The sequence below is a fragment of the Limnobaculum eriocheiris genome (assembly GCF_021010575.1).
In the GTDB taxonomy this organism is placed as follows: Bacteria; Pseudomonadota; Gammaproteobacteria; order Enterobacterales; family Enterobacteriaceae; genus Limnobaculum; species Limnobaculum eriocheiris.
Genome location: NZ_JAJNAG010000027.1, coordinates 21,058 through 44,676, shown reverse-complemented (window position 1 = coordinate 44,676; position 23,619 = coordinate 21,058). Strand labels below are relative to the sequence as shown.

General features: G+C 46.2%; 14 protein-coding genes and 2 pseudogenes. 11 read left to right on the top strand and 5 right to left on the bottom strand.

Features of this window, described 5'->3' with window-relative positions; all coding sequences use genetic code 11:
* Positions 1–75 (bottom strand): IS1 family transposase (locus tag LPW36_RS11955; RefSeq protein WP_338085967.1); only part of this gene is annotated, 75 nt, incomplete at its 3' end.
* Positions 76–116: 41 nt separating this feature from the next.
* Positions 117–341 (bottom strand): annotated as a pseudogene (locus tag LPW36_RS11950) (prepilin-type N-terminal cleavage/methylation domain-containing protein); the annotation flags it as partial.
* Positions 342–588: 247 nt separating this feature from the next.
* On the opposite strand from LPW36_RS11950, the gene ampD reads away from it, so the two are divergent.
* A complete protein-coding gene (gene ampD / locus LPW36_RS11945) occupies positions 589–1,137 on the top strand; it encodes a 1,6-anhydro-N-acetylmuramyl-L-alanine amidase AmpD (protein WP_230609885.1) in 549 nt (182 codons plus the stop codon).
* Between the two features lie 319 nt (positions 1,138–1,456).
* On the opposite strand, the gene LPW36_RS11940 is transcribed toward ampD, so the two are convergent.
* Entirely contained in the window at positions 1,457–2,797 is a 1,341-nt protein-coding gene (locus LPW36_RS11940) for an amino acid permease (RefSeq protein WP_230609883.1), read from the bottom strand.
* A gap of 862 nt (positions 2,798–3,659) precedes the next feature.
* Here LPW36_RS11940 and pdhR point away from each other — a divergent pair.
* The 7 genes from pdhR (at position 3,660) to LPW36_RS11905 (ending at position 15,701) form a co-directional block, all read left to right on the top strand.
* Complete coding sequence (gene pdhR / locus LPW36_RS11935; RefSeq protein ID WP_230609881.1) at positions 3,660–4,424, top strand: pyruvate dehydrogenase complex transcriptional repressor PdhR; 765 nt, start codon at positions 3,660–3,662, stop codon at positions 4,422–4,424.
* Positions 4,425–4,544: 120 nt separating this feature from the next.
* Positions 4,545–7,211: a pyruvate dehydrogenase (acetyl-transferring), homodimeric type gene (gene aceE / locus LPW36_RS11930; RefSeq protein WP_230609879.1), complete on the top strand. Its 2,667-nt coding sequence runs from the start codon at positions 4,545–4,547 to the stop codon at positions 7,209–7,211.
* A 14-nt stretch (positions 7,212–7,225) separates the two neighbouring features.
* A complete protein-coding gene (aceF, locus tag LPW36_RS11925; RefSeq protein ID WP_230609877.1) occupies positions 7,226–9,100 on the top strand; it encodes a pyruvate dehydrogenase complex dihydrolipoyllysine-residue acetyltransferase in 1,875 nt (624 codons plus the stop codon).
* 182 nt (positions 9,101–9,282) lie between these two features.
* Positions 9,283–10,710 (top strand): dihydrolipoyl dehydrogenase, encoded by a 1,428-nt coding sequence (gene lpdA / locus LPW36_RS11920; protein WP_230609875.1) that lies wholly within the window; start codon positions 9,283–9,285, stop codon positions 10,708–10,710.
* Between the two features lie 510 nt (positions 10,711–11,220).
* Complete coding sequence (gene chiP, locus LPW36_RS11915; RefSeq protein ID WP_230609873.1) at positions 11,221–12,615, top strand: chitoporin ChiP; 1,395 nt, start codon at positions 11,221–11,223, stop codon at positions 12,613–12,615.
* 55 nt (positions 12,616–12,670) lie between these two features.
* A complete protein-coding gene (gene chiQ, locus LPW36_RS11910; RefSeq protein ID WP_230609871.1) occupies positions 12,671–12,973 on the top strand; it encodes a ChiQ/YbfN family lipoprotein in 303 nt (100 codons plus the stop codon).
* Positions 12,974–13,022: 49 nt separating this feature from the next.
* A complete protein-coding gene (locus LPW36_RS11905; protein ID WP_230609866.1) occupies positions 13,023–15,701 on the top strand; it encodes a beta-N-acetylhexosaminidase in 2,679 nt (892 codons plus the stop codon).
* Between the two features lie 212 nt (positions 15,702–15,913).
* On the opposite strand, the gene LPW36_RS11900 is transcribed toward LPW36_RS11905, so the two are convergent.
* On the bottom strand, positions 15,914–16,198 hold the full coding sequence (locus LPW36_RS11900; RefSeq protein WP_230609864.1) for a hypothetical protein: 285 nt from the start codon (positions 16,196–16,198) through the stop codon (positions 15,914–15,916).
* A 351-nt stretch (positions 16,199–16,549) separates the two neighbouring features.
* Between LPW36_RS11900 and acnB the strand changes: the two genes are divergently transcribed.
* Positions 16,550–19,150 (top strand): bifunctional aconitate hydratase 2/2-methylisocitrate dehydratase, encoded by a 2,601-nt coding sequence (gene acnB / locus LPW36_RS11895; protein ID WP_230609862.1) that lies wholly within the window; start codon positions 16,550–16,552, stop codon positions 19,148–19,150.
* A gap of 186 nt (positions 19,151–19,336) precedes the next feature.
* Here the strand turns inward: acnB and LPW36_RS11890 are convergent, their stop codons facing one another.
* The gene (locus tag LPW36_RS11890) at positions 19,337–20,218 is read right to left on the bottom strand and encodes a helix-turn-helix transcriptional regulator (RefSeq protein ID WP_230609860.1); all 882 of its coding nucleotides are present in this window, start codon (positions 20,216–20,218) and stop codon (positions 19,337–19,339) included.
* Positions 20,219–20,396: 178 nt separating this feature from the next.
* Between LPW36_RS11890 and LPW36_RS11885 the strand changes: the two are divergent.
* Both LPW36_RS11885 and LPW36_RS11880 read left to right on the top strand, forming a co-directional pair.
* A pseudogene (locus tag LPW36_RS11885) lies at positions 20,397–22,109 on the top strand (solute:sodium symporter family transporter).
* Entirely contained in the window at positions 22,109–23,608 is a 1,500-nt protein-coding gene (locus LPW36_RS11880; RefSeq protein WP_230609858.1) for a sulfatase-like hydrolase/transferase, read from the top strand. The pseudogene LPW36_RS11885 and the gene LPW36_RS11880 overlap by 1 nt, the downstream one beginning before the upstream one ends.
* The last annotated feature ends 11 nt before the right edge of the window (positions 23,609–23,619 follow it).

The following is a 23,619-nucleotide window of genomic DNA, read 5'->3' as shown; positions in this document are numbered from 1 at the left end:
GGAGGTGGAATGACCGTTTCGGATCACATCACTCGTTTCAGAACAGCGGGGACAAACTACATCAATCTTTGCCATCAATCATCCAAAGGGCGAAGAATACCACAACACTAAATATGCGTCACGACCCCGGCGTTCCCGTTATTACACTGACCAAGCTCACCGCTTTCCAGCGCACAGAGTTCCACGGCGGTTTTGTAAGGCGCCATAGCCTGTAACATATCGGTGAGAGCCGCTTTTTGTATATAACCCTGGTAAGCAGGTAATCCAATGGCGGTGAGAATGGCAATAATCGCAATGGCGATCATCAGTTCAAATAGGGTAAAACCAGCCTGTTGATTCATATTTTCACTCCTGAATAATTAAAAGTGATGACATCATATTCAGGGAACAAAGGAAGAAAATGGTCAGTCTGGCGTTTCGGAAAACGTCTCCAGACAATGTAGTGATAACCTATTTATTGCATCAAACAATGGGAGATGTTTTGTATATTTAGCCAGATAAACGTTTAGTGCGAAGAGAAATCAGTACGCAGAAGTAATCAGTCTATTTATAATCAACTGATAACAGCAGGGTTAACTGAGGCATTAAATGAAGTTAGAGCAAGGATGGATAGTTGGCGTTAAGCGTGTGCCATCCCCCCATTTTGATGAAAGACCGGAAGGGGAGATCCCGTCGTTATTGGTGATCCACAATATTAGTCTGCCCCCCGGTGAGTTCGGTGGCCCCTATATTGACCAGCTGTTTACCGGTACTTTAAACCCGGAAGAACACCCTTATTTTGCTGAGATTCAACATCTGAGAGTCTCTGCCCATTGCCTTATTCGACGTGACGGTCAGATCGTCCAGTATGTTCCCTTTGATAAACGAGCCTGGCATGCCGGAGTATCGCTGTTTGAAGGGCGGGAACGCTGTAATGATTTCTCTATCGGTATTGAACTGGAAGGAACTGACACTACGGATTTCACTCCGGCACAATACCAAAGCCTGCAACAGCTAACCCAACAGCTGATCCAGCATTACAACATCGTACCGGAAAGAATCACCGGGCACAGCGATATCGCCCCCGACCGTAAAACCGACCCCGGCCCACACTTCGACTGGCAACGTTATAAAAAGCAGATTAAAACGAATAAGTAAATTTGAACTAAAGGCCCCAAGTCTTTATATCGTAGCCTTGGTCTTTTGGGTGTTAGCAATGATTACCGGAGGGAGAGGCCCCAGAGGGGACCAGACCCGACGCACTCCGAGCTTATGTATTGATGGTTTACCGACCGGGCACAATGATGATTTATAGATATACTTTTTACGGTCGGAATACCCATTGAGGCTGATTCGCTGGGTGTTTCAAACTGTCCTTAAATTTACTAAAGCCAACCACACTCTCCCAATCTCCCAGACACAAAAATCCCCGCCAACTTAGCAGGGATCCCTTATCAAAAAACAGCAACAGCAATCCTTACTTCACCGTTTTTCTGGTAATGAAATAGCCAATTCCTAAAATAATGAGCCAAACCGGAATCAACTGTACTGAAATGCGAATTCCCGGCGTCATATACATAATGACCAATACACCCGCCAAAAACAGCAAACACAGATAGTTACTGAACGGATAGAGAATTGCCTTAAACTTCGGCGTCACACCTTCACGATCTTTAGCGGCGCGGAATTTCAGATGCGACAGACTAATCATCGCCCAGTTAATCACAATACTGGAAACCACCAGCGACATCAGAATACTGATAGCTTCTTTAGGAATTAAATAGTTAACGATAATACCGATAGCGGCGACGGTACTGGAAAACACGATGGCGTTAACCGGTACGCCACGGCTGTTGGTTCTTGCCAGTGCCTGAGGAGCGTTTTTCTGTAAGGCCAGACCGTAAAGCATACGGCTGTTGCTGTATACACAGCTGTTATATACCGACAGTGCAGCGGTCAGAACGACAATATTCAGCGCGGTTGCAACCACCGTACTATTCAAATCGTGAAAAATCATTACGAACGGGCTACCGCCTTCCACCACTTTGGTCCATGGATAGAGCGAAAGCAGAACGGTCAGTGAACCAATATAGAAGATCAGAATACGATAAAGTACCTGATTGATGGCTCTTGGAATGGTTTTCTCCGGGTTATCGGCTTCAGCAGCGGTAATACCAATCAGTTCCAGGCCGCCAAAAGAGAACATGATAATAGCGGTAGCCATCACCAGTCCTTCAAAATCAAAGGGCATAAACCCACCCTGGGACCAGAGATTATGCACTCCCGCCTCAGGGCCACCGGTACCACTCATTAACAACCAGGCGCCAAACACAATCATACCGATAATGGCGGCAATCTTAATAATGGCAAACCAAAACTCCATCTCGCCGTAGATCTTAACGTTGGCAAGGTTAACCAAATTGATTAAGACAAAGAAGAACGCTGCGGAAGCCCAGGTAGGGATATCTGGCCACCAGTACTGAACATAAATACCCACGGCGGTTAATTCTGCCATGCTAACCAGTACGAACAGCATCCAGTAGTTCCAGCCAGACAGGAAACCTGCAAACGGCCCCCAATATTTATAAGAGAAATGGCTGAAAGTTCCTGCTACCGGCTCTTCAGTAATCATTTCACCTAACTGGCGCATAATCAGAAAAGCAATAATGCCGCCAATGGCGTAACCCAATATAACGGATGGTCCCGCCATATTAATGGTCTGGGCACTACCTAAAAACAGGCCAGTGCCTACGGCACCGCCTAAGGCAATTAACTGAATATGGCGATTTTTAAGACCGCGTTTGAGCTGATCACTCATTATTATTCTTTCCTCACAGGCTTTTTTGCATTTAGCGGTTTATTCTTATTGGATTTTCAGGACAGCTTTTCAGTATCAGCGATACCGATAACTACCTTTCTGTATTAAAATATTTACAGCCACCAATAAAAAGTTTTTAGATACCGTCTATCAGTGCGGCAAGAATAGTGGTAAACAAAAATGTTTGCATTAATTTTCTTGCTTCAACGCTTTATTCTCTTTCTTCTTGTGTAATAAATTGAAAACGATAACTGTAAAACTTTCTGTTTTTCAATTTATTGTGTTTTATTTTTCTGTCTGAATTGCTGATTGAGCGATGGGATTGCTGTGGTAAAAGGGCTATTTCACCGCTCTTTTTAGCAACAGCTGTCATGTAAAGGTGTTTTTATTGATTCTGGCCTTTTATGGTATTCGATTGTGGTTGTTAGCTTTTAGTGCTCAAAATCGCGATTAACAGGACCTTTTCCTTTATTAATAAATGCCATTCACTGGGCAATTTTACAGATCTTTAATAATTTTTTTGGATCATGTCTGATTAATCTTCTTTATTACTCTCTTTAGATAAATTGAATTTAATTCCCTTGTAATCGATTTTTTATTCACACTTTGATTTGCTGATCCGCTTCAGTTTTACTTTTTATTCGTTTCAAAAACGTTAAATTTTTGGTGTGAAGGCTGAGTCACGCATACCTCCGTAGAGGTATGAAATTCAATGATATCCTGTGTAAATCACAGTGATAGGTAAGGTTTTATGATTTAGGTCAAAGGCCATATGGACACAAGGTGAATAATTTGTTACTTTATCGTCACACTTTTGATATTGGTATTACCAATTGACTTCGGGGCGTTTTTGAGAAGCATTATGGTTTATAGCAAGGTTCGTCAACCCAAGTTATCCGACGTGATTGAGCAACAGCTCGAAGCGCTGATTCTTGAAGGAACCCTCCGTCCCGGGGAGAAACTTCTTCCTGAGCGAGAGTTAGCTAAACAATTCGATGTTTCCCGCCCGTCATTAAGAGAAGCCATTCAGCGTTTGGAAGCAAAAGGGCTTTTATTACGTCGCCAGGGGGGCGGTACTTTTGTACAAACCAACCTGTGGCAAAGTTTAAGAGATCCTCTAAGCGAGCTGCTGGCCGATCATCCTGAATCCCAGTTTGACCTGTTAGAAACCCGGCATGCCTTAGAAGGTATTGCGGCCTATTACGCCGCTTTACGCGGCACCGATGAAGACTTTCAGCGTATTCGTGAATATCACCAGCAAATCGAAGTTGCACAGGCTTCCGGTGATAAGCAAAACGAAGCGGAAGCCGTCATGCAATATCAGACAGCGGTAACCGAAGCCAGCCACAATGTGGTTCTGCTTCATCTGCTGCGCTGCATGACGCCGCTGTTAGAACAGAATGTCCGCCAGAATTTCGATTTACTCTATTCCCGCCGTGAAATGCTGGAAAGAGTGAGTAATCACAGGGCTAGCATATTCGAAGCCATTGTTGCGCGTGAGCCAGAAAAAGCACGTGAAGCATCGCATCGGCATTTAGCCTTTATTGAGGAAGTGCTGCTCGACCTCGACAGAGAACACACTCGCCGCGAGCGATCGCTGCGGTTGTTACAGCAGCATAAGGATTAGAGCTTCCCGGCTCACCACAACACCGAGCCTGTCTTAATAACGTCTGCGTCCCTCTGGTGTAAGACGCTATTAGGACAGGCTTTGAATAACTAACGTGAAAGATAGAATAAGGAAACAACCATGTCGGAAATTGTAAATCAAGACGTGGATCCGATTGAAACCCGCGATTGGTTGCAGGCGATCGAATCGGTCATCCGTGAAGAAGGCGTTGAGCGAGCTCAATATCTGATTGATCAGGTTATGGCGTCTGCACGTAAGGCCGGCGTCAATTTACCTTCAGGTGAAGGGGTCGTCAGTGATTACATTAATACCATTCCACTGACTGAAGAACCCACCTATCCAGGTAACCTTGATTTAGAACGTCGTATCCGTTCTATTATTCGTTGGAATGCGGTAATGACTGTACTGCGCGCTTCCAAGAAAGATCTGGAACTGGGCGGCCATATGGCATCATTCCAGTCTTCAGCAACCATTTATGATGTGTGTTTTAACCACTTCTTCCGTGCTCGTAACGCTAAAGATGGCGGCGATCTGGTGTTCTTCCAGGGTCATATCTCTCCGGGGATTTATGCACGTGCTTTCCTTGAAGGCCGTCTGACTGAAGAGCAAATGAATAACTTCCGTCAGGAAGTTCATGGTAAAGGTCTTTCTTCTTATCCTCACCCTAAACTGATGCCGGAGTTCTGGCAGTTCCCAACCGTATCTATGGGTCTGGGTCCAATCAGCGCCATTTATCAGGCTCGTTTCCTGAAATATCTGCATAACCGTGGCCTGAAAGATACTTCCGCACAAACCGTTTATGCCTTCCTGGGTGATGGCGAAATGGATGAGCCAGAATCTAAAGGTGCGATTACCGTAGCGACCCGTGACAAACTGGATAATCTGGTATTCATCATCAACTGTAACCTACAGCGTCTTGATGGCCCGGTTACCGGCAACGGTAAAATTGTTAACGAACTGGAAGGCATCTTTAAAGGCGCCGGCTGGGACGTAATTAAAGTTATGTGGGGCAACCGTTGGGATGACCTGCTGCGTAAAGACACCACCGGTAAACTGATTCAGTTAATGAATGAAACCGTAGATGGTGACTATCAGACATTCAAGTCCAGAAACGGTGCTTACGTTCGTGAACACTTCTTCGGCAGATATCCGGAAACCGCTGCGCTGGTTAAAGATATGACCGACGACGAAATCTGGGCGCTGAACCGTGGTGGTCATGACCCAAGAAAAGTGTATGCCGCACTGAAGAAAGCTCAGGAAACTCAGGGTAAACCAACCGTTATCTTAGCTCACACCATTAAAGGCTATGGTATGGGTGAAACCGCGGAAGGTAAAAATATCGCTCACCAGGTTAAGAAAATGAACATGGAAGGCGTTCGCCAATTCCGCGATCGTTTCAATGTGCCTGTTGCTGATGCCGATATTGAAAAACTGCCTCTGCTGACGCTGGAAAAAGATTCTGAAGAGTACAAATATCTGCACGAACGCCGTAATGCGTTAGAAGGTTATGTACCAAGCCGTTTAACTGAGTTTACTCAGCCGCTGACCATTCCTGCTTTAAGTGAATTCAGCCAACTGTTGGAAGAGCAGAATAAAGAAATCTCTACCACCATTGCCTTTGTTCGTGCGCTGAACGTAATGTTGAAAGATGCCTCTATTGGTCCTCGTTTAGTACCGATTCTGGCTGATGAAGCGCGTACCTTTGGTATGGAAGGTCTGTTCCGTCAAATCGGTATTTATAGTCCTAAAGGCCAGCAATACGTTCCTCAGGACCGTGAGCAAGTGGCTTACTATAAAGAAGATGAGAAAGGTCAGATTCTGCAGGAAGGTATTAACGAACTGGGTGCGGGTGCATCCTGGCTGGCTGCTGCAACATCTTACAGCACCAACGATTACCCAATGATTCCATTCTACATCTACTACTCCATGTTTGGTTTCCAACGTATTGGTGACCTGTGCTGGATGGCAGGGGATCAGCAGGCACGCGGTTTCTTAGTGGGTGGTACTTCTGGTCGTACTACGCTGAATGGCGAAGGTCTGCAACACGAAGATGGTCACAGCCACATTCAGGCACTGACTATTCCTAACTGTATCTCTTATGACCCAACTTACGCTTATGAAGTGGCGGTTATCATGCATGACGGTTTACAGCGTATGTATGGCAATCAGGAGAACGTTTACTACTACATCACTACCCTGAACGAAAACTACCATATGCCAGCAATGCCGGCAGGTGTGGAAGAGGGTATCCGTAAAGGTATCTATAAACTGGAAACCGTAGCGGGCAATGGTAAAGGTAAAGTTCAGCTGATGGGTTCAGGTTCTATCCTGCCTCATGTACGTGAAGCGGCTCAGATTCTGGCTAAAGACTACGGCATCAGCTCTGATGTTTATAGCGTCACTTCATTTACCGAACTGGCTCGTGATGGTCAGGACTGTGAGCGTTGGAACATGCTGCATCCGTTAGAGACGCCACGCGTGCCTTATGTTGCTCAAGTGATGAATGAAGCGCCAGCGGTAGCCTCAACTGACTATATGAAGCTGTTTGCTGAACAAATTCGTAACTTTATTCCAGCCAGCGAGTTCCGCGTACTGGGTACGGATGGCTTTGGTCGTTCAGACAGCCGCGAAAACCTGCGTCACCACTTCGAAGTTGATGCTTCTTACGTTGTGGTTGCTGCACTGGGTGAACTGGCAAAACGCGGCGATGTACCTGCCAGCGTTGTGGCTGAAGCGATTACCAAATTTGGTATCGATGCAGACAAAGTTAACCCACGTCTGGCATAAGAGGTAAAGATTAAATGACTATTGAAATCAAAGTGCCGGACATCGGTGCCGACGAAGTAGAAGTAACCGAACTGCTGGTGAAAGTGGGCGACACCGTTGAGGTTGAACAATCACTGATCACTGTTGAAGGTGATAAGGCTTCAATGGAAGTTCCTTCACCACAGGGCGGTGTTGTTAAAGAAATTAAAGTACAAGTGGGCGGCAAAGTGTCTACCGGTACGCTGATTATGATTTTTGATGGTGCCGATGTAGCACCAGCGCCGAAAGCAGAAGCTCCGGCTGCTGCTCCGGCAGCCAGTGCCCCTGCGGCTTCAGCGGCTAAAGATGTTCAGGTTCCTGACATCGGCGGTGATGAGGTAGAAGTTACCGAAATACTGGTGAAAGTGGGCGATAAAGTTGAAGCTGAACAATCACTGATTACCGTTGAAGGCGATAAAGCCTCAATGGAAGTCCCGGCTCCGTTCGCGGGTGTGGTTAAAGAGATTAAAGTGCAGGTGGGCAGTAAAGTGTCTACCGGTACCTTAATTATGGTGTTTGAAGTGGCAGGCGCTGCGCCTGCTGCGGCAAGCGCACCAGCACCAGCGGCTGCTCCTGCGGCAACCGGTGGCGTTTCAGCTAAAGACGTTCAGGTTCCGGATATTGGCGGTGACGAAGTTGAAGTGACTGAAGTGTTAGTGAAAGTCGGCGATAAAATTACGACTGAACAGTCACTGATTACCGTTGAAGGTGATAAAGCTTCAATGGAAGTTCCGGCTCCGTTTGCAGGTACGGTTAAAGAGATCAAAGTTCAGGTAGGCAGCAAAGTGTCTACTGGTTCGTTGATTATGGTATTTGAAGTGGCAGGCGCTGCGCCTGTTGCGGCAAGTACGCCAGCTCCGGCGGCTGCGGCGTCTGTTCCTGCGGTTGCAGCGGCTAAACCAGCGGCACCGGCGGCTTCCGGCAACAATGAGTTTGTGGTAAACGATGCTTATATTCACGCCACTCCGGTTATCCGTCGTCTGGCTCGTGAGTTTGGCGTTAACCTGGCGAAAGTGAAAGGTACGGGTCGTAAGGGCCGTATCCTGAAAGAAGACGTTCAGGCCTATGTGAAAGATGCGGTTAAACGCGTTGAATCTGGTGCGGTTGCTGCTTCTGGCGGCTCTCTGCCAGGTCTGTTGCCTTGGCCTAAAGTTGATTTCAGCAAGTTTGGTGATATTGAAGAAGTTGAACTGGGTCGTATCCAGAAAATCTCTGGTGCTAACCTCCATCGTAACTGGGTGATGATCCCTCATGTTACACAGTTTGATGAAACCGATATTACTGATGTTGAAGCTTTCCGTAAGCAGCAAAACGTTGAAGCCGAGAAGAAAAAGCTGGATGTGAAAATCACTCCGCTGGTGTTTATCATGAAGGCAGTAGCAAAAGCGCTGGAAGAAATGCCTCGTTTTAACAGCTCATTGTCTGAAGATGGCCAGAAGCTGACGCTGAAGAAATATATCAACATTGGTGTGGCGGTGGATACACCAAATGGCTTGGTGGTTCCGGTATTCCGCGATGTGAATAAGAAAGGTATCGTTGAACTGTCTCGTGAACTGGCTGAAATCTCCAAAAAAGCGCGTGCCGGTAAGCTGACAGCGTCCGATATGCAGGGTGGTTGCTTCACTATTTCCAGCCTGGGTGGTATCGGTGGTACTGCGTTTACACCAATCGTTAACGCACCAGAAGTGGCTATCTTAGGCGTATCCAAATCGTCCATGAAGCCAGTTTGGAACGGTAAAGAGTTTGCACCACGTCTGATGCTGCCACTGTCTCTCTCCTACGATCACCGTGTGATCGACGGTGCTGATGGTGCGCGTTTCATCAGTTTCATTAACGATGCGATGTCTGACATCCGCCGTTTAGTGATGTAATTTGAGGGCCGGCCATTGGCCGGCTTTTTAATTCTTGTTTTTGTACGGAATTATTGGGAACTCTTGTTTGCAGAATTGTTATGTTTCTGTAAACTAATGTGGTCACACAGGTTCCGGCAATGCACGCTATGATGAAACAGAACCAACGCCGGTCGGCCGGGAAAAAATTTAAGAGGTCATAGATGAGTACTGATATTAAAACTCAGGTTGTGGTACTTGGAGCAGGTCCCGCAGGTTATTCAGCTGCTTTCCGCTGCGCGGATTTAGGTCTGGACACTATTATCGTTGAACGTTATTCCACTCTGGGTGGCGTATGTTTAAACGTAGGTTGTATCCCTTCAAAAGCGCTGCTTCACGTTGCTAAAGTCATTGAAGAAGCGAAAGCACTTGCCGTGCACGGTATTGTTTTTGGTGAGCCAAAAACCGATATCGATAAAGTTAGAGTTTGGAAAGAAAAAGTTATCGATCAACTGACTGGCGGTCTGGCGGGTATGGCCAAGATGCGTAAAGTTCAGGTGGTTAATGGTTATGGTAAGTTTGTTGGCCCGAATACCATTGCGGTTGAAGGTGAGAATGGCGTAGTAACTAACATTAATTTTGACAACGCTATTATTGCTGCGGGTTCTCGTCCTATCCAGTTGCCATTCATTCCTCATGAAGACCCTCGGGTGTGGGACTCAACGGATGCATTAGCACTGAAATCTGTACCTAAGCGTTTACTGGTTATGGGCGGTGGTATTATCGGCCTGGAAATGGGTACGGTGTACCATGCTCTGGGTTCTCAGATCGACGTAGTCGAAATGTTTGATCAAGTGATTCCTGCCGCAGATAAAGATGTGGTTAAAGTGTTCACCAAGCGTATCAGCAAGCAGTTTAACCTGATGCTGGAAACCAAGGTAACCGCAGTAGAAGCCAAAGAAGACGGTATCTATGTGACGATGGAAGGTAAAAAAGCACCTGCCGAACCACAGTGTTACGATGCTGTTCTGGTTGCCATTGGCCGTGTACCAAATGGAAAACTGCTGGAAGCGGGTAAAGCAGGTATTGAGGTTGACGATCGCGGCTTTATCCACGTTGATAAGCAAATGCGTACCAACGTTCCTCACATTTTTGCTATCGGTGATATTGTTGGTCAGCCAATGCTGGCACACAAAGGTGTTCATGAAGGCCATGTGGCCGCAGAAGTTATTTCTGGTAAGAAACACTACTTCGATCCGAAAGTGATTCCATCCATTGCCTATACTGAGCCAGAAGTGGCATGGGTTGGTCTGACAGAGAAAGAAGCAAAAGAGAAAGGGATTAACTATGAAGTGTCCACTTTCCCTTGGGCGGCCTCTGGCCGTGCGATTGCTTCCGACTGTGCAGACGGTATGACCAAACTGATTTTCGATAAAGACTCTCACCGTATTATCGGTGGTGCCATTGTTGGTACCAACGGCGGTGAACTGTTAGGTGAAATTGGTTTAGCGATTGAGATGGGTTGTGATGCTGAAGATATTGCATTAACAATTCATGCACACCCAACATTGCATGAGTCAGTTGGTCTGGCGGCGGAAGTTTATGAAGGTACAGTAACTGACTTACCTAATCCAAAAGCCAGGAAAAAGTAATCAATTGACGGCTTAGTAATATAAAAAAACCGCTTCGGCGGTTTTTTTATATCGAAAATTTACTGAATTATTCATTGTTGCCATTTTTCTAATTTCCTCCTTTTTCTGTTTTTCTTGTTATCAGATAGCCGCGCTATAAGCATCTTTTGCTAAAAATGATACACCATCATTTTTCGTTGTAGAAAATATGTTAATTAATTCACTAGTTATTTGGGCTTGATAATTATCTTTGTGATAACACGCATTTCCACTTTTGTATTCAATGTGTTTTAAATGTCAATATTTTTGCATTAATAACAATGGATTATTTCAGTTAGTTCGTTTTTTTCGCCATTTATGCCTTTTTTATCATTTTGTGCCACGCGTCATGATTTTAACATTTACTTATAATATGCGTTGATAATTCGCGTCGCGAAAATATGCTTTAACTTACTAAACATTACAAATGCTCATTCAGCGGGATTCTGAGATGGGCAAATTTAACGATGTGATATCTTGGAGACTTTGAGGATGAGCGAAAAAAATAGTTTCAAACGAAAGTATTTAGCATATGTTATCGCAGGAGCTACTTTGGCTTCGGGGCAGTTTTTTATTCCTGAAGCGGTGGCAGAAGGCAAGGGTTTTGTTGAAGACTCAAGCCTGACCGGTGGTATTTATTACTGGCAGCGTGAGCGGGATCGTAAAGACGTTAGCACTGGTCATTATGAAACCAACCTGTCTCACTCCACCTGGAACGCCAATCTGGATTTCTCTTCTGGCTATGCTGCCGATATGTTTGGTTTAGATGTTGCCGCATTTACCGCCATTGAAATGGCCGAAGCGCACGACAGTGGACATCCAAACGAAATTGCTTTCTCCTCAAAAAACCGCACATACGAAGAAGATTACTCCGGTGATAAAAGCGGAGTCAGCCTGTATAAAGCGGCGGCTAAATTTAAATATGGTCCGGTTTGGGCGCGAGGCGGATACATCCAGCCTAGTGGTCAGACGCTGTTAGCTCCACACTGGAGTTTATTGCCTGGTACCTATCAGGGGGCTGAAGCCGGTGCTAACTTTGATTTTGATAAAGCGGGTGCGTTGAGCTTCTCATATATGTGGGCTAACGAGTACAAAGCACCATGGCACATTGAAACAGATAATTTCTATCAGAATGATAAAAAGACCAAAGTAGATTATCTGCACTCTATCGGTGCTAAATATGATTTCAAAAATGACTTTGTGTTAGAGGCTGCTTTTGGTCAGGCGCAGGGTTATGTCGACCAGTACTTTGGTAAAGGTTCTTATAAATTTGATGTGTTGGGTAGTCCGTTAAGCACCAGCTATCAGTTCTACGGTACTCGCGACAAAGTGACCGGTGGCGGTATCAACGATATTTATGATGGTTTGGCATGGACTCAGGCGTTGACCATGGGCTACAAAGCGGGTCAGTTTGATTTCCGTCTGGAAGGAACCTGGGTTAAAGCTGAAGGTAATCAGGGCTACTTCCTGCAACGTATGACGCCAACTTATGCCTCTTCTAACGGTCGTTTGGATATCTGGTGGGATAACCGTTCAGACTTCAACGCCAACGGTGAAAAAGCCGTATTTGCCGGTGTAATGTATGACCTGAGCAAGTGGGATTTAGCGGGATGGGCGGTAGGTGGTTCTTATGCTTACGCATGGGATGCTAAACCAAGCACCAACGATGATTATGACCAGAGCCAGCGTGTTAAAGAGAGTTCTTATAGTCTGGATGCGCTATATACCATTCAGGAAGGTCGTGCAAAGGGTACCTTGTTTAAGCTGCACTTCACTCAGTATGACAACCATTCTGATAACCCAAGCTGGAGCAACGGCTACGGTAACATGTTCCAGGATGAACGCGACGTTAAGTTTATGGTTATTGCGCCATTCACTATTTTCTAATGCTTTCACCCCAGCCTGAATTTTCAGGCTGGGGTTTTTTACAGGATTATCCGCCATGAAAAAAGTTCTACTTGTTATTGCGATGACCGTTGCTTTAGGCGCCTGTGCTCCACAAACAGAAACCGTGCAGGAAGATGTCACGCTGAAAGATGCCTATAGTGCCTGTATTAATACTTCTAAAAACTCTCCTGAAAAACTTCAGGCCTGCCAGTCAGTGTTGGATGTTTTGAAGAAAGATAAAAAGAATCAAGAGTTTGCCGAAAAAGAGACGGTCCGCGTACTGGATTATCAGCGTTGCCTGCAGGCAGCTAAAACCGGTAATGGTCAGGCATATGAGAAACAATGCGATAAGGTCTAGCAAGAGATTCGCGCAAATAATGGTTAATTAAAAATGGAGCAAGATAAGCATGAATAAGTTCAAATTAAGTACCCTTGCAGTCTTAGCCGCCACCTGCAGTTTTGTTGGTAGCGCTAATGCTGACCAAAAAACTGTCGATCAATTGAGCCATCTTAAAGTTAATTACAAGATTGTCGATAATCTGGTTGCTGAACACGGCGTAGATTGTAGTGCGCTGGGCGCCGACTGGGCATCTTGTACTAAGCTGACGCTAACACTAACTAACCCTTCAGCAGAAATTAAAGGTAAAGATTGGGCGATCTATTTCCATAGCATTCGTCAGATTCTGCGGGTTGATAACGACCAGTTCAAAATTAGTCTGGTAACCGGTGACTTACATAAGTTAGAACCAACCGACAAGTTCACCTCTTTCCCTGAAAATAAAGCCGTAGAAATTCCAATTATCGCTGAATACTGGCAAATCTTTAAAACTGACGCGATACCGCGTTGGTATGCTGCTGCTGAAGGCGCTAAAGCAAAAGTTATCACCAGCACGGATACCGAAGATCTGATCAAATTCAGCGATCCGTTGGCGGGTGAAAACTATGGCGATGTATGGAAACGTACTAAAGACGACCATAACATCCTGATGAATACCGCTAACCGCTTTGATAAAAACGCAGATGTGAAACTTCTGCCGGCTGCGGATCTGCGTGGACAAATCATTCCAACGCCAATGGAAGTGAAAGTTCATGAGAAAGATGTGGACCTGAGTAAGGGCATCTCTCTGGAGACTAAAGATCTGGATCAAGTCGCCGCTGACGTAGTGCTGAAGCATTTTAAAGCGCTGGGCGTTGCGGCTAATGCGTCCGGATATCCGATAAAAGCGGCAATTTCTGCGGATGCATTTAAAGGCCCAATGGCAGTTTCTGGTGCTTATGAACTGAAAATCGGCGAGAAGGGGGCGGAAATTACCGCTTACGATCGAGCCGGTGTGTTCTATGGTCTGCAATCTATTCTTTCCCTGTTACCTGCTGACGGCAGCAAGAAAATTGCTACGCTGGATGCTAAAGATGCACCGCGTTTTGAATATCGCGCTATCTTCCTGGATGTGGGACGTAACTTCCATACCAAGGCGGCGGTACTGCGCCTGCTGGACCAAATGTCGACTTATAAGCTGAATAAATTCCACTTCCACTTAAGTGATGATGAAGGCTGGCGTATCGAGATCCCGGGACTTCCTGAGTTGACCGATGTGGGCAGCAAGCGCTGTCACGACCTGACGGAGAAGAGCTGCCTGCTGCCTCAGTTAGGTTCGGGCCCGGATAGCAACAATAACGGTAGCGGTCACTTTACCCGCGCTGACTATATCGAGATTGTGAAATACGCTAACGCTCGCCAGATTGAAGTGATCCCTGAAATTGATATGCCGGCTCACGCTCGTGCTGCGATTGTTTCAATGGAAGCGCGTCACGATCGCCTGATGAAAGAGGGTAAAGAGAAAGAAGCGAACGAATATCGCCTGCTGGATCCAACCGATACCTCTAATACCACCTCTGTTCAGTTCTATAATCGCATGAGCTATCTGAACCCATGTCTGGATTCATCCAGGCGCTTTGTGGATAAAGTGATTGGCGAAGTTGCCGCTATGCATAAAGAAGCCGGTCAGCCAATCGGTACCTGGCACTTTGGTGGTGACGAAGCGAAAAACATTCGTTTAGGTGCAGGCTATCAGGATCTGAAAGCAGAGAAGAAAGAAGCATTCAAAGGCACTATCGATCAGAGCAAAGAAGACAAACCTTGGGCTAAGTCTCAGGTATGTCAGACGATGATCAAAGAGGGCAAAATTGAAGATTACGAACATCTGCCAAGTCACTTCGCACTGGAAGTCAGCAAGCTGGTTAATGCTCACGGCATTGAAAAAATGCAGGCATGGCAGGATGGTCTGAAAGACGCTAAAGATTCTAAAGCCTTTGCGACCAAGCGTGTGGGGGTTAACTTCTGGGATACCCTGTACTGGGGCGGATTTGACTCGGCTAACGACTGGGCAAATAAAGGCTATGAAGTGGTTATCTCTAACCCGGATTACGTCTATTTAGACTTCCCATATGAAGTCAACCCACAAGAGCGCGGTTATTACTGGGGTACACGCTTTACCGATGAGCGTAAGTTATTTAGCTTTGCGCCAAACAACCTGCCGCAAAACGCAGAGACATCCGTCGATCGTGATGGTAATGCCTTTGCTGCTAAGAGCGACAAAGACTGGCCGGGTGCTTACGGTATGTCAGGACAGCTCTGGAGCGAAGTGGTACGCACCGACGACCAGATGGAATATATGATTTATCCTCGTATGATGCCGCTGGCAGAACGCGCATGGCACCGTGCTGCATGGGAGATGGATTACCAGAAGGGTAAAGAGTTTAAAGGTGGCGAAACAACATTTGTTGATAAAGCTGCATTAAATAACGACTGGATCCGTTTTGCCAATATCGTTGGTCAACGTGAGCTGGCAAAACTGGATAAAGCCGGTGTTGCTTACCGTTTACCAGTACCGGGTGCCAAAGTGGTTGATGGCAAACTGGAAGCAAACGTTGCTCTGCCAGGGGTTATCATCCAATACACTACGGATAACGGCAAGAGCTGGAAACGTTATGACGCTAATGCGAAACCAGAAGTGAAAGGTGAGGTTTCTGTTCGCAGCCAGAGCCATGACGGTAAACGCTTTAGTCGTTCCGGAAAGGTTAATTAAGTCGTTTTGTTGTTAATAACGCTCTCTGTTTTGGCCACGGCGGAGAGCGTGAACTGAGTGGCTACTTTCTCATAGGGGTGGTGAACCTCTGGTGCTATAGGTGCCAGAGGTTTTTTTTATTTATAACAAACCGAACAGGCAGAAAATAACCGGAAAATTGAGGGCAGGTGGCGGTTGCTCTAATCAGCCCGATCTTCTTGAGTTACTTAGTTTTATTCATCCTTAAAACTAAAGAAAAAGAACATCGAAAGCAGAGAACCAATAGAGATTAAAACGATGAGCAGATAATGCAGACCAAACTCCAGAGAAGAAAGTATTGGATTCCATTCAACTTCTGGTTCCACTTCACGCAGCGGCGATTCAATTTCATCTGAAAGGTGATAAGTATCAGCATTGATATGGAAGAGAGAGAAGCGGGCAACCACCAGTAAAATGATGGTCGTGGCGATAACTAACAGTATGTAATGGTGGGTCTTTAACCCCTTTTTGAGGTTCATTCCTGCATCCTTGCTTGAATGATATGATGTATCACAAATATACCCGATTAGCCCCGGAAAAACTAATGCTATTTTTTTTGCGAAAATGTAAAAAAAATGTAATAAAATACTATACTCGATGGGGCCGGTTAGGGTAGTTTGAAGCAAGGTACAATTTGCTTTATAAACACCATAATGTGCATATAGACTTAATGTGATTAGATTAACAAATCACAGGTATATCACTAGGCTAAAAGAGTGTGCTGGTGCAATTTATCTGAAGTGAGAATATACCGCTGATTAACAAAATTGTGGTCTTTAACGCTATAAAGTTCACTGCTTAATATAACAATGATAGTGGGGGAAGTCGTCGTGCTAGATGAATACCGTAAACACGTTGCCGAGCGTAGTGCCGAAGGCATTGTGCCAAAACCGTTGAATGCTGAGCAAATGGCCGGTTTGGTGGCGTTATTAAAGAGTCCACCTGTTGGAGAAGAGGCTTTTCTTCTCGATTTGTTAACTCATCGCGTCCCGCCGGGTGTTGACGAAGCCGCTTATGTTAAAGCGGGTTTTTTGGCTGCTATCGTTAAAGGTGAAACAACATCACCGCTGATTTCATCAGAAAAGGCCATTGAACTGCTGGCTACTATGCAGGGTGGATATAATATCCAGCCGCTGATTGATGCATTAGATAATGAGAAGCTGGCGCCGATTGCGGTGAAAGGCTTATCCCATACGCTGTTAATGTTTGATAATTTTTATGATGTTGAAGTAAAAGCCAAAGCAGGAAATAAATACGCTCAACAGATTATGAAGTCATGGGCCGATGCAGAATGGTTCCTTTCTCGTCCTCCGTTAGCCGATAAGCTAACCATGACCGTTTTTAAAGTCAGCGGTGAAACCAATACCGATGATTTATCACCAGCCCCGGATGCCTGGTCTCGCCCGGATATTCCTCTGCATGCACAAGCGATGCTGAAAAACCCGCGTGACGGTATTGTGCCGGATGAACCGGGGAAAGTAGGACCAATCAAAAAACTGGAAGCGCTAAAACAAAAAGGCTTCCCACTGGTTTATGTGGGTGACGTTGTAGGTACTGGCTCTTCCCGTAAATCAGCCACTAACTCTGTTTTATGGTTTATGGGTGATGATATTCCATTTGTACCAAACAAACGGGGTGGCGGTGTCGTGCTGGGCGGTAAGATTGCCCCAATATTCTTTAACACCATGGAAGACGCGGGTGCGTTACCGGTTGAAGATGTTGACGTCTCTAAATTGAATACCGGTGATGTGATTGATATTTATCCGATAAAAGGTGAAATCCGCCGTCATGATAACAATGAACTGCTGGCAACCTTTGCACTGAAAACCGATGTGCTGTTAGATGAAGTCCGTGCCGGTGGTCGTATTCCATTAATTATCGGACGTGGTTTAACCACCAAAGCCAGAGAATCATTGGGTTTACCTCGCAGCGACGTATTCGTTCAGGCGCAGTCAGCTGACGCTTCCACTAAAGGCTATACGCTGGCTCAGAAAATTGTGGGTAAAGCTTGTGGCGTGAAGGGCGTTCGTCCTAAAGAGTACTGTGAGCCTAAGATGACTTCGGTAGGATCTCAGGATACTACCGGCGGTATGACCCGCGATGAGCTAAAAGATTTAGCCTGTCTTGGTTTTTCTGCTGATTTAGTGATGCAGTCATTCTGTCACACCGCTGCCTATCCTAAGCCGGTGGACGTTCAGATGCATCACTCACTGCCGGATTTCATTATGAATCGTGGTGGCGTCTCTCTGCGTCCGGGTGACGGTATTATTCACTCATGGTTAAACCGTATGTTACTGCCGGATACCGTTGGTACCGGTGCTGACTCCCATACCCGATTCCCAATTGGTATCTCTTTCCCTGCCGGTTCTGGTCTGGTGGCGTTTGCCGCTGCTACAGGGGTTATGCCTCTGGATATGCCGGAATCAGTACTGGTGCGCTTTACCGGTAAAATGCAACCGGGTATTACTCTGCGTGATTTGGTTCATGCCATTCCTTACTATGCTATTAAGCAAGGTATGCTGACCGTAGAGAAACAGGGTAAGAAGAATATCTTCTCTGGCCGTATTCTGGAGATTGAAGGTTTACCGGATCTGAAAGCTGAACAGGCCTTTGAGCTGGCGGATGCTTCTGCAGAACGTTCAGCAGCAGGCTGTACCATCAAGCTGAATAAAGAGCCGGTGGAAGAGTATCTGAGATCGAACATCGTTATGCTGAAGTGGATGATTGCTGAAGGCTATGGCGATGAACGCACGATTGGCCGTCGAATTGAAGCGATGGAGAACTGGTTAGCGGATCCTCAATTGCTGGAAGCCGATGCTGATGCAGAATACGCTGCGGTATTGGAAATCGATCTGAACCAAATCAAAGAACCTATCCTGTGTGCACCAAACGATCCGGACGATGCCCGCCTGCTGTCTGAGGTTACCGGCGATAAGATTGATGAAGTATTTATCGGTTCATGTATGACCAATATCGGTCACTTCCGCGCAGCCGGTAAGTTACTGGAGAAAGTGAAAGGTAAACTGCCAACTCGCCTGTGGGTTACACCACCAACCAAGATGGATGCCACTCAGTTAAGCGAAGAGGGGTATTACAGCATCTTTGGACAAAGCGGTGCACGTATTGAAATGCCGGGCTGTTCACTGTGTATGGGTAATCAGGCGCGGGTAAATGAAGGTGCTTCCGTGGTATCTACATCCACACGTAACTTCCCGAACCGCTTAGGTAATGGCGCTAATGTCTATCTGGCCTCCGCCGAACTGGCAGCCGTTGCTGCACTACTTGGTCGTCTGCCAACGGTGGAAGAGTATCTGGGCTATATGGCTGAAGTCGATAAAACAGCGGACGATACTTACCGCTATCTGAACTTCGACCAGTTAAATGAGTACACCAAAAAAGCCGAAGGCGTAATTTTCCAAACGGCGGTTTAAGAATTGTAATTCATTCTTTATCACTGCTACTCGACTAATGGCGATCGTTTCGGCGATCGCCATTGGCTATCTGGCTGACAGGTAACAGAGATTGTTGGCAAATCGAATAAATCAGCTCCTGCGAGTATTCCGTTCATAAAAACACTGTGCTTATATCTGCACCGAAAGCGGTCGGTAAACCCTCTGTTATGCTTTCGTATCGTTTGCCCGTAATTTTCTGATTAGCGCCGAAGGAACATAACCAAATTTGTGTTTAAACGCTTTGCTGAAATGGAATGTGTCGAAAAAATTCAGCATATCGGCAACCTGACTTACGCTGTATTGTTCCTGTTGTAGTAGTGATTGCGCCAGATTCAGGCGAGCGTCCAGATAATACTCTTTCGGTGATTTCCCCGTGTACCGTAGAAACAGGCGCCGTAAATATTGTTCACTACACTGCATATGTAATGCCATGTCCGCCACAGTCCAGCGTTGTTGCAAATTAGCGTGCAAGATAGAGAGCAGTTTTTCGATTTGAAGCAGTTGCCGTGGCTTGGTGCCGTTTTGCCCAATCAAACAAATCCACTGATAAATCATCTTGGTGAGAAAGGCCACCGCAAGATTATTTTCCAGCGATTCTTTACTGGAGATAAGCCTTTCAACATCGGTTAATTCTTGATTAAACAGCTCACCGTTATGAATAATCACCGCCTGAAATAAAGGAATTTCCATCGTGCCGGTGGGAATGAATTCCATCCAGTATTGCTCCCACACCAGCCCTTCACAATGATAAGAAACGATATCAGTTGGCTTCAGAAATATGACGCAATTGCCGTTCAGCGTTATTTCAGAATTGTCTTTCAAGATCATTTTCCCACAACCCTGAAGCGTATATACCGCTACCCATGAGCTGGCGATCAGTGGTTTCTTTTTATCTCTTGGCCAAAAAACGCGGTAGCTTTCATCCGCCAATGTGTGCCACAGCGATATCAGTGTAATACCGCTTGAGATCACATTTTCATCAAGAACTAGCGGAATATTGTAAGTAGTTTCGTTTTTTACATGTGAAATGATGCTTTTTCCATTCATTTACTCTCTCCGGCGGAGAATGATGCAGCTACCCCAGAAAAGGAAACGGTAACAGAATTTTATCTCTCTGGGAAAGCAACGCACATACTTTGAGATTTCAAACCGCCTGACTCCGCTCAGATTAACGATCGCTGTGTCCCTATTGCTGCGGAGCATAATGATAAAAGAGGGCAATGAGATGAATATTCAACAAATAGTGAGTTTTTTCGCTTTCACGCTGTTGGTTGCGCTAATTACCTGGTGGAAGTTGCGTAAAGCGGATACTCAATCGCAGCAAAGTTACTTTTTGGCAGGGCGTTCGTTAAAAGCCCCCGTGATCGCTGCATCATTGATGTTAACCAATCTCTCCACTGAGCAATTAGTGGGGTTGAGTGGTCAGGCGTATCGTAGTGGTATGTCGGTTATGGCCTGGGAAGTCATTTCGGCAATTCCACTGATCTTTCTGGCGTTGATATTTTTGCCAAAATATCTGCAGCGCGGGATCGCCACCATCCCTGATTTTATTGAAGAACGCTACGACAAAACCACGCGTATCGTAGTGGATTGCTGTTTCCTGATCGCGACAGGGATCTGTTTTTTACCGATTGTGCTCTATTCTGGCGCGCTGGCGCTTAACAGTCTGTTTCACGTCGGTGAAGCATTGGGTATTTCGCAGAATAACGCTATTTGGCTGATGGTTATCCTGTTGGGCTTCTCCGGCATGATGTATGCCGTACTGGGTGGGCTAAAGGCGATTGCCATCGCCGATGTTATTAATGGTATCGGTTTGGTGATTGGGGGCTTGATGGTGCCGGTGTTTGGCCTGATGGCGATGGGGGATGGCAGCTTTTTGCGAGGTGTTGAACAACTGACGACTGTACATGCAGAAAAGCTTAATTCTATCGGTGCCAGCAGCGATCCGGTGCCCATCGGGGCAGCGTTAACCGGATTGATTTTGGTGAATACGTTTTATTGGTGTACCAATCAAGGGATTGTACAGCGTACGTTGGCATCAAAAAGCCTGGCGGAAGGGCAAAAGGGGGCGTTGCTGACCGCAGTATTGAAAATGTTGGATCCGTTGATTCTGGTGTTGCCGGGCCTGATTGCTTTCCATCTGTTCCAGGATCTGCCAAAGGCTGATATGGCATACCCGACATTGGTGAACTCCGTGCTGCCGACATCGTTAGTCGGCTTTTTCGGTGCGGTGCTGTTTGGTGCCATTATCAGTACTTTCAACGGGTTTCTTAACAGTACCAGTACATTGTTCAGTCTTGGGATTTATCACCGCTTGATTAATTCAAAGGCAGATTCACAAAAACTGGTAAAAGTAGGGCGTCGGTTTGGGTTGATACTGGCATTGATTTCGGTACTGGTCGCACCGTGGATAGCTAATGCTCCGCAAGGGCTTTATTCCTAGATGAAGCAACTGAACGGAATTTATAACGTGCCGCTGGTGACTATCGTCATTATGGGGTTCTTCTTCCCACGGATTCCAGCACTGGCGGCCAAAGCCGCTCTGCTGTTTGGTATTTGCAGCTATATCGTTATTAATTATCTGGTGGATTTTGATTTTCACTTCTTATACGTACTGTTTTTTACCTTTTGCATTAACGTGATGTTGATGCTGACTATTGGTTTTCTGAAACCGCGTGAGACCCCGTTCCGCTTTCATGATGCTTTTGCTGTGGATATGAAACCCTGGCGTAATGCAAAAATTGCTGCCCTTGGTGTGTTGTTCGCGATGATCGGTGTTTATGCAGGATTAGCACAGTTTGGTGGTTATTCCACCGGATTGCTGACAGCCGTGTGTTATCTGATTGTCGCCGCCGTTGTTGTTTATCTGATTTATAGCAGTTGGCGTGAGCGCCGGGCTGCATTCGCTACTTTTGCTGCCGATGTTGAGGAGAGATAATGACACGCCCGAATTTTTTGCTAATTATGACCGATACTCAGGCAACCAATATGGTGGGGTGTTACAGCGGGAAGCCGTTGAACACCCAACATATAGACCAATTGGCGGTAGAGGGGGTACGTTTTAATTCCGCCTATACTTGTGCGCCGGTTTGTACGCCAGCACGAGCAGGATTGTTTACCGGTATATATTCTAACCAGTCTGGTCCCTGGACGAATAATGTAGCACCGGGTAAGAATGTCTCGACCATGGGACGTTATTTCCATGACGCGGGTTACCATACCTGTTATATAGGCAAATGGCACCTTGATGGGCACGACTACTTTGGTACCGGCGTTTGCCCTGAGGAGTGGGACCCAGAGTTTTGGTACGATGGCGCTAACTATCTGGCTGAATTGAGCGAGCGAGAGATTGGTTTGTGGCGTAACGGGCTCAATAGCGTAGAGGATCTGTATGAAAATCATATTGATGAAACTTTTACCTGGGCACACCGTATCAGCAACCGGGCGATAGATTTTTTGCATCGCCCTGAACGGTCACAGGAGTCCTTCCTGATGGTCTTATCCTATGATGAGCCGCATCATCCTTTTACTTGTCCTGCTGAATATCTGGAAAAGTATCAGGATTTTTATTATGACCTGGGGGAAAAGGCGCAGGATGATTTGAGTGACAAACCGGTACATCATCGTCTGTGGGCGGAAGCAATGCCTTCACCGGTAGGTGAAGATGGTCATTATCATCATCCACTTTATTTTGCCTGTAACGACTTTGTTGACGATCAAATAGGCCGAGTAGTAGCGGCGTTGACTCCGGAGCAACGCAGCAATACCTGGGTTATCTATACCTCCGATCACGGCGAAATGATGGGGGCACACCGATTGATCAGTAAAGGGGCTGCGATGTATGACGATATCACTCGTATTCCGCTGATTTTCCGCCCACCGCTCGGCCAGACGCAGCCTGCTCAGGTAGATATACCGGTGAGTCATATTGACGTATTGCCGACCATGATGAAACTGGCTGGAATTCATCAGCCGGATATCTTACCCGGTGGAGACATTCTCCAGGCATCTGATGGTCGAGGTGTGATGGTTGAGTTCAATCGCTACGAAATAGAACATGATAGCTTTGGTGGTTTTATTCTGGTGCGTTGCTGGGTAACGGATCGATTCAAGCTGGTGATTAATCTGTTTACCAGTGATGAGCTTTACGATCGCCATCAGGATGTGAATGAAATGCACAATCTGATTGACGATCCGCGTTATGTGGTAGAACGCAATGCAATGCATGATGCACTGCTGGATTACATGGATCTTATACGCGATCCTTTTCGGACCTATCAGTGGTCATGTCGGGCATGGCGACCGCAGGCTCAACCGCGTTGGATGGGCTCGTTCCGTCCGCGCCCCAAAGATGATTATTCACCGGTAGTACGCGACTATGATACGGGGATGCCAACTGGCGGCGTCAAAGTTGAAGAGAAAAAACAGAAGTTTTAACGCATAGAGGA

What these genes read in the sequence shown, in the direction of transcription:
- aceF (WP_230609877.1), top strand. Translation starts at nt 7,226, where the DNA reads ATGACTATTGAAATCAAAGTGCCGGACATCGGTGCCGACGAAGTAGAA.
- chiQ (WP_230609871.1), top strand. Translation starts at nt 12,671, where the DNA reads ATGAAAAAAGTTCTACTTGTTATTGCGATGACCGTTGCTTTAGGCGCC.
- pdhR (WP_230609881.1), top strand. Translation starts at nt 3,660, where the DNA reads ATGGTTTATAGCAAGGTTCGTCAACCCAAGTTATCCGACGTGATTGAG.
- LPW36_RS11890 (WP_230609860.1), bottom strand. Translation starts at nt 20,218, where the DNA reads ATGAATGGAAAAAGCATCATTTCACATGTAAAAAACGAAACTACTTAC.
- aceE (WP_230609879.1), top strand. Translation starts at nt 4,545, where the DNA reads ATGTCGGAAATTGTAAATCAAGACGTGGATCCGATTGAAACCCGCGAT.
- LPW36_RS11880 (WP_230609858.1), top strand. Translation starts at nt 22,109, where the DNA reads ATGACACGCCCGAATTTTTTGCTAATTATGACCGATACTCAGGCAACC.
- lpdA (WP_230609875.1), top strand. Translation starts at nt 9,283, where the DNA reads ATGAGTACTGATATTAAAACTCAGGTTGTGGTACTTGGAGCAGGTCCC.
- LPW36_RS11940 (WP_230609883.1), bottom strand. Translation starts at nt 2,797, where the DNA reads ATGAGTGATCAGCTCAAACGCGGTCTTAAAAATCGCCATATTCAGTTA.
- LPW36_RS11905 (WP_230609866.1), top strand. Translation starts at nt 13,023, where the DNA reads ATGAATAAGTTCAAATTAAGTACCCTTGCAGTCTTAGCCGCCACCTGC.
- LPW36_RS11900 (WP_230609864.1), bottom strand. Translation starts at nt 16,198, where the DNA reads ATGAACCTCAAAAAGGGGTTAAAGACCCACCATTACATACTGTTAGTT.
- chiP (WP_230609873.1), top strand. Translation starts at nt 11,221, where the DNA reads ATGAGCGAAAAAAATAGTTTCAAACGAAAGTATTTAGCATATGTTATC.
- ampD (WP_230609885.1), top strand. Translation starts at nt 589, where the DNA reads ATGAAGTTAGAGCAAGGATGGATAGTTGGCGTTAAGCGTGTGCCATCC.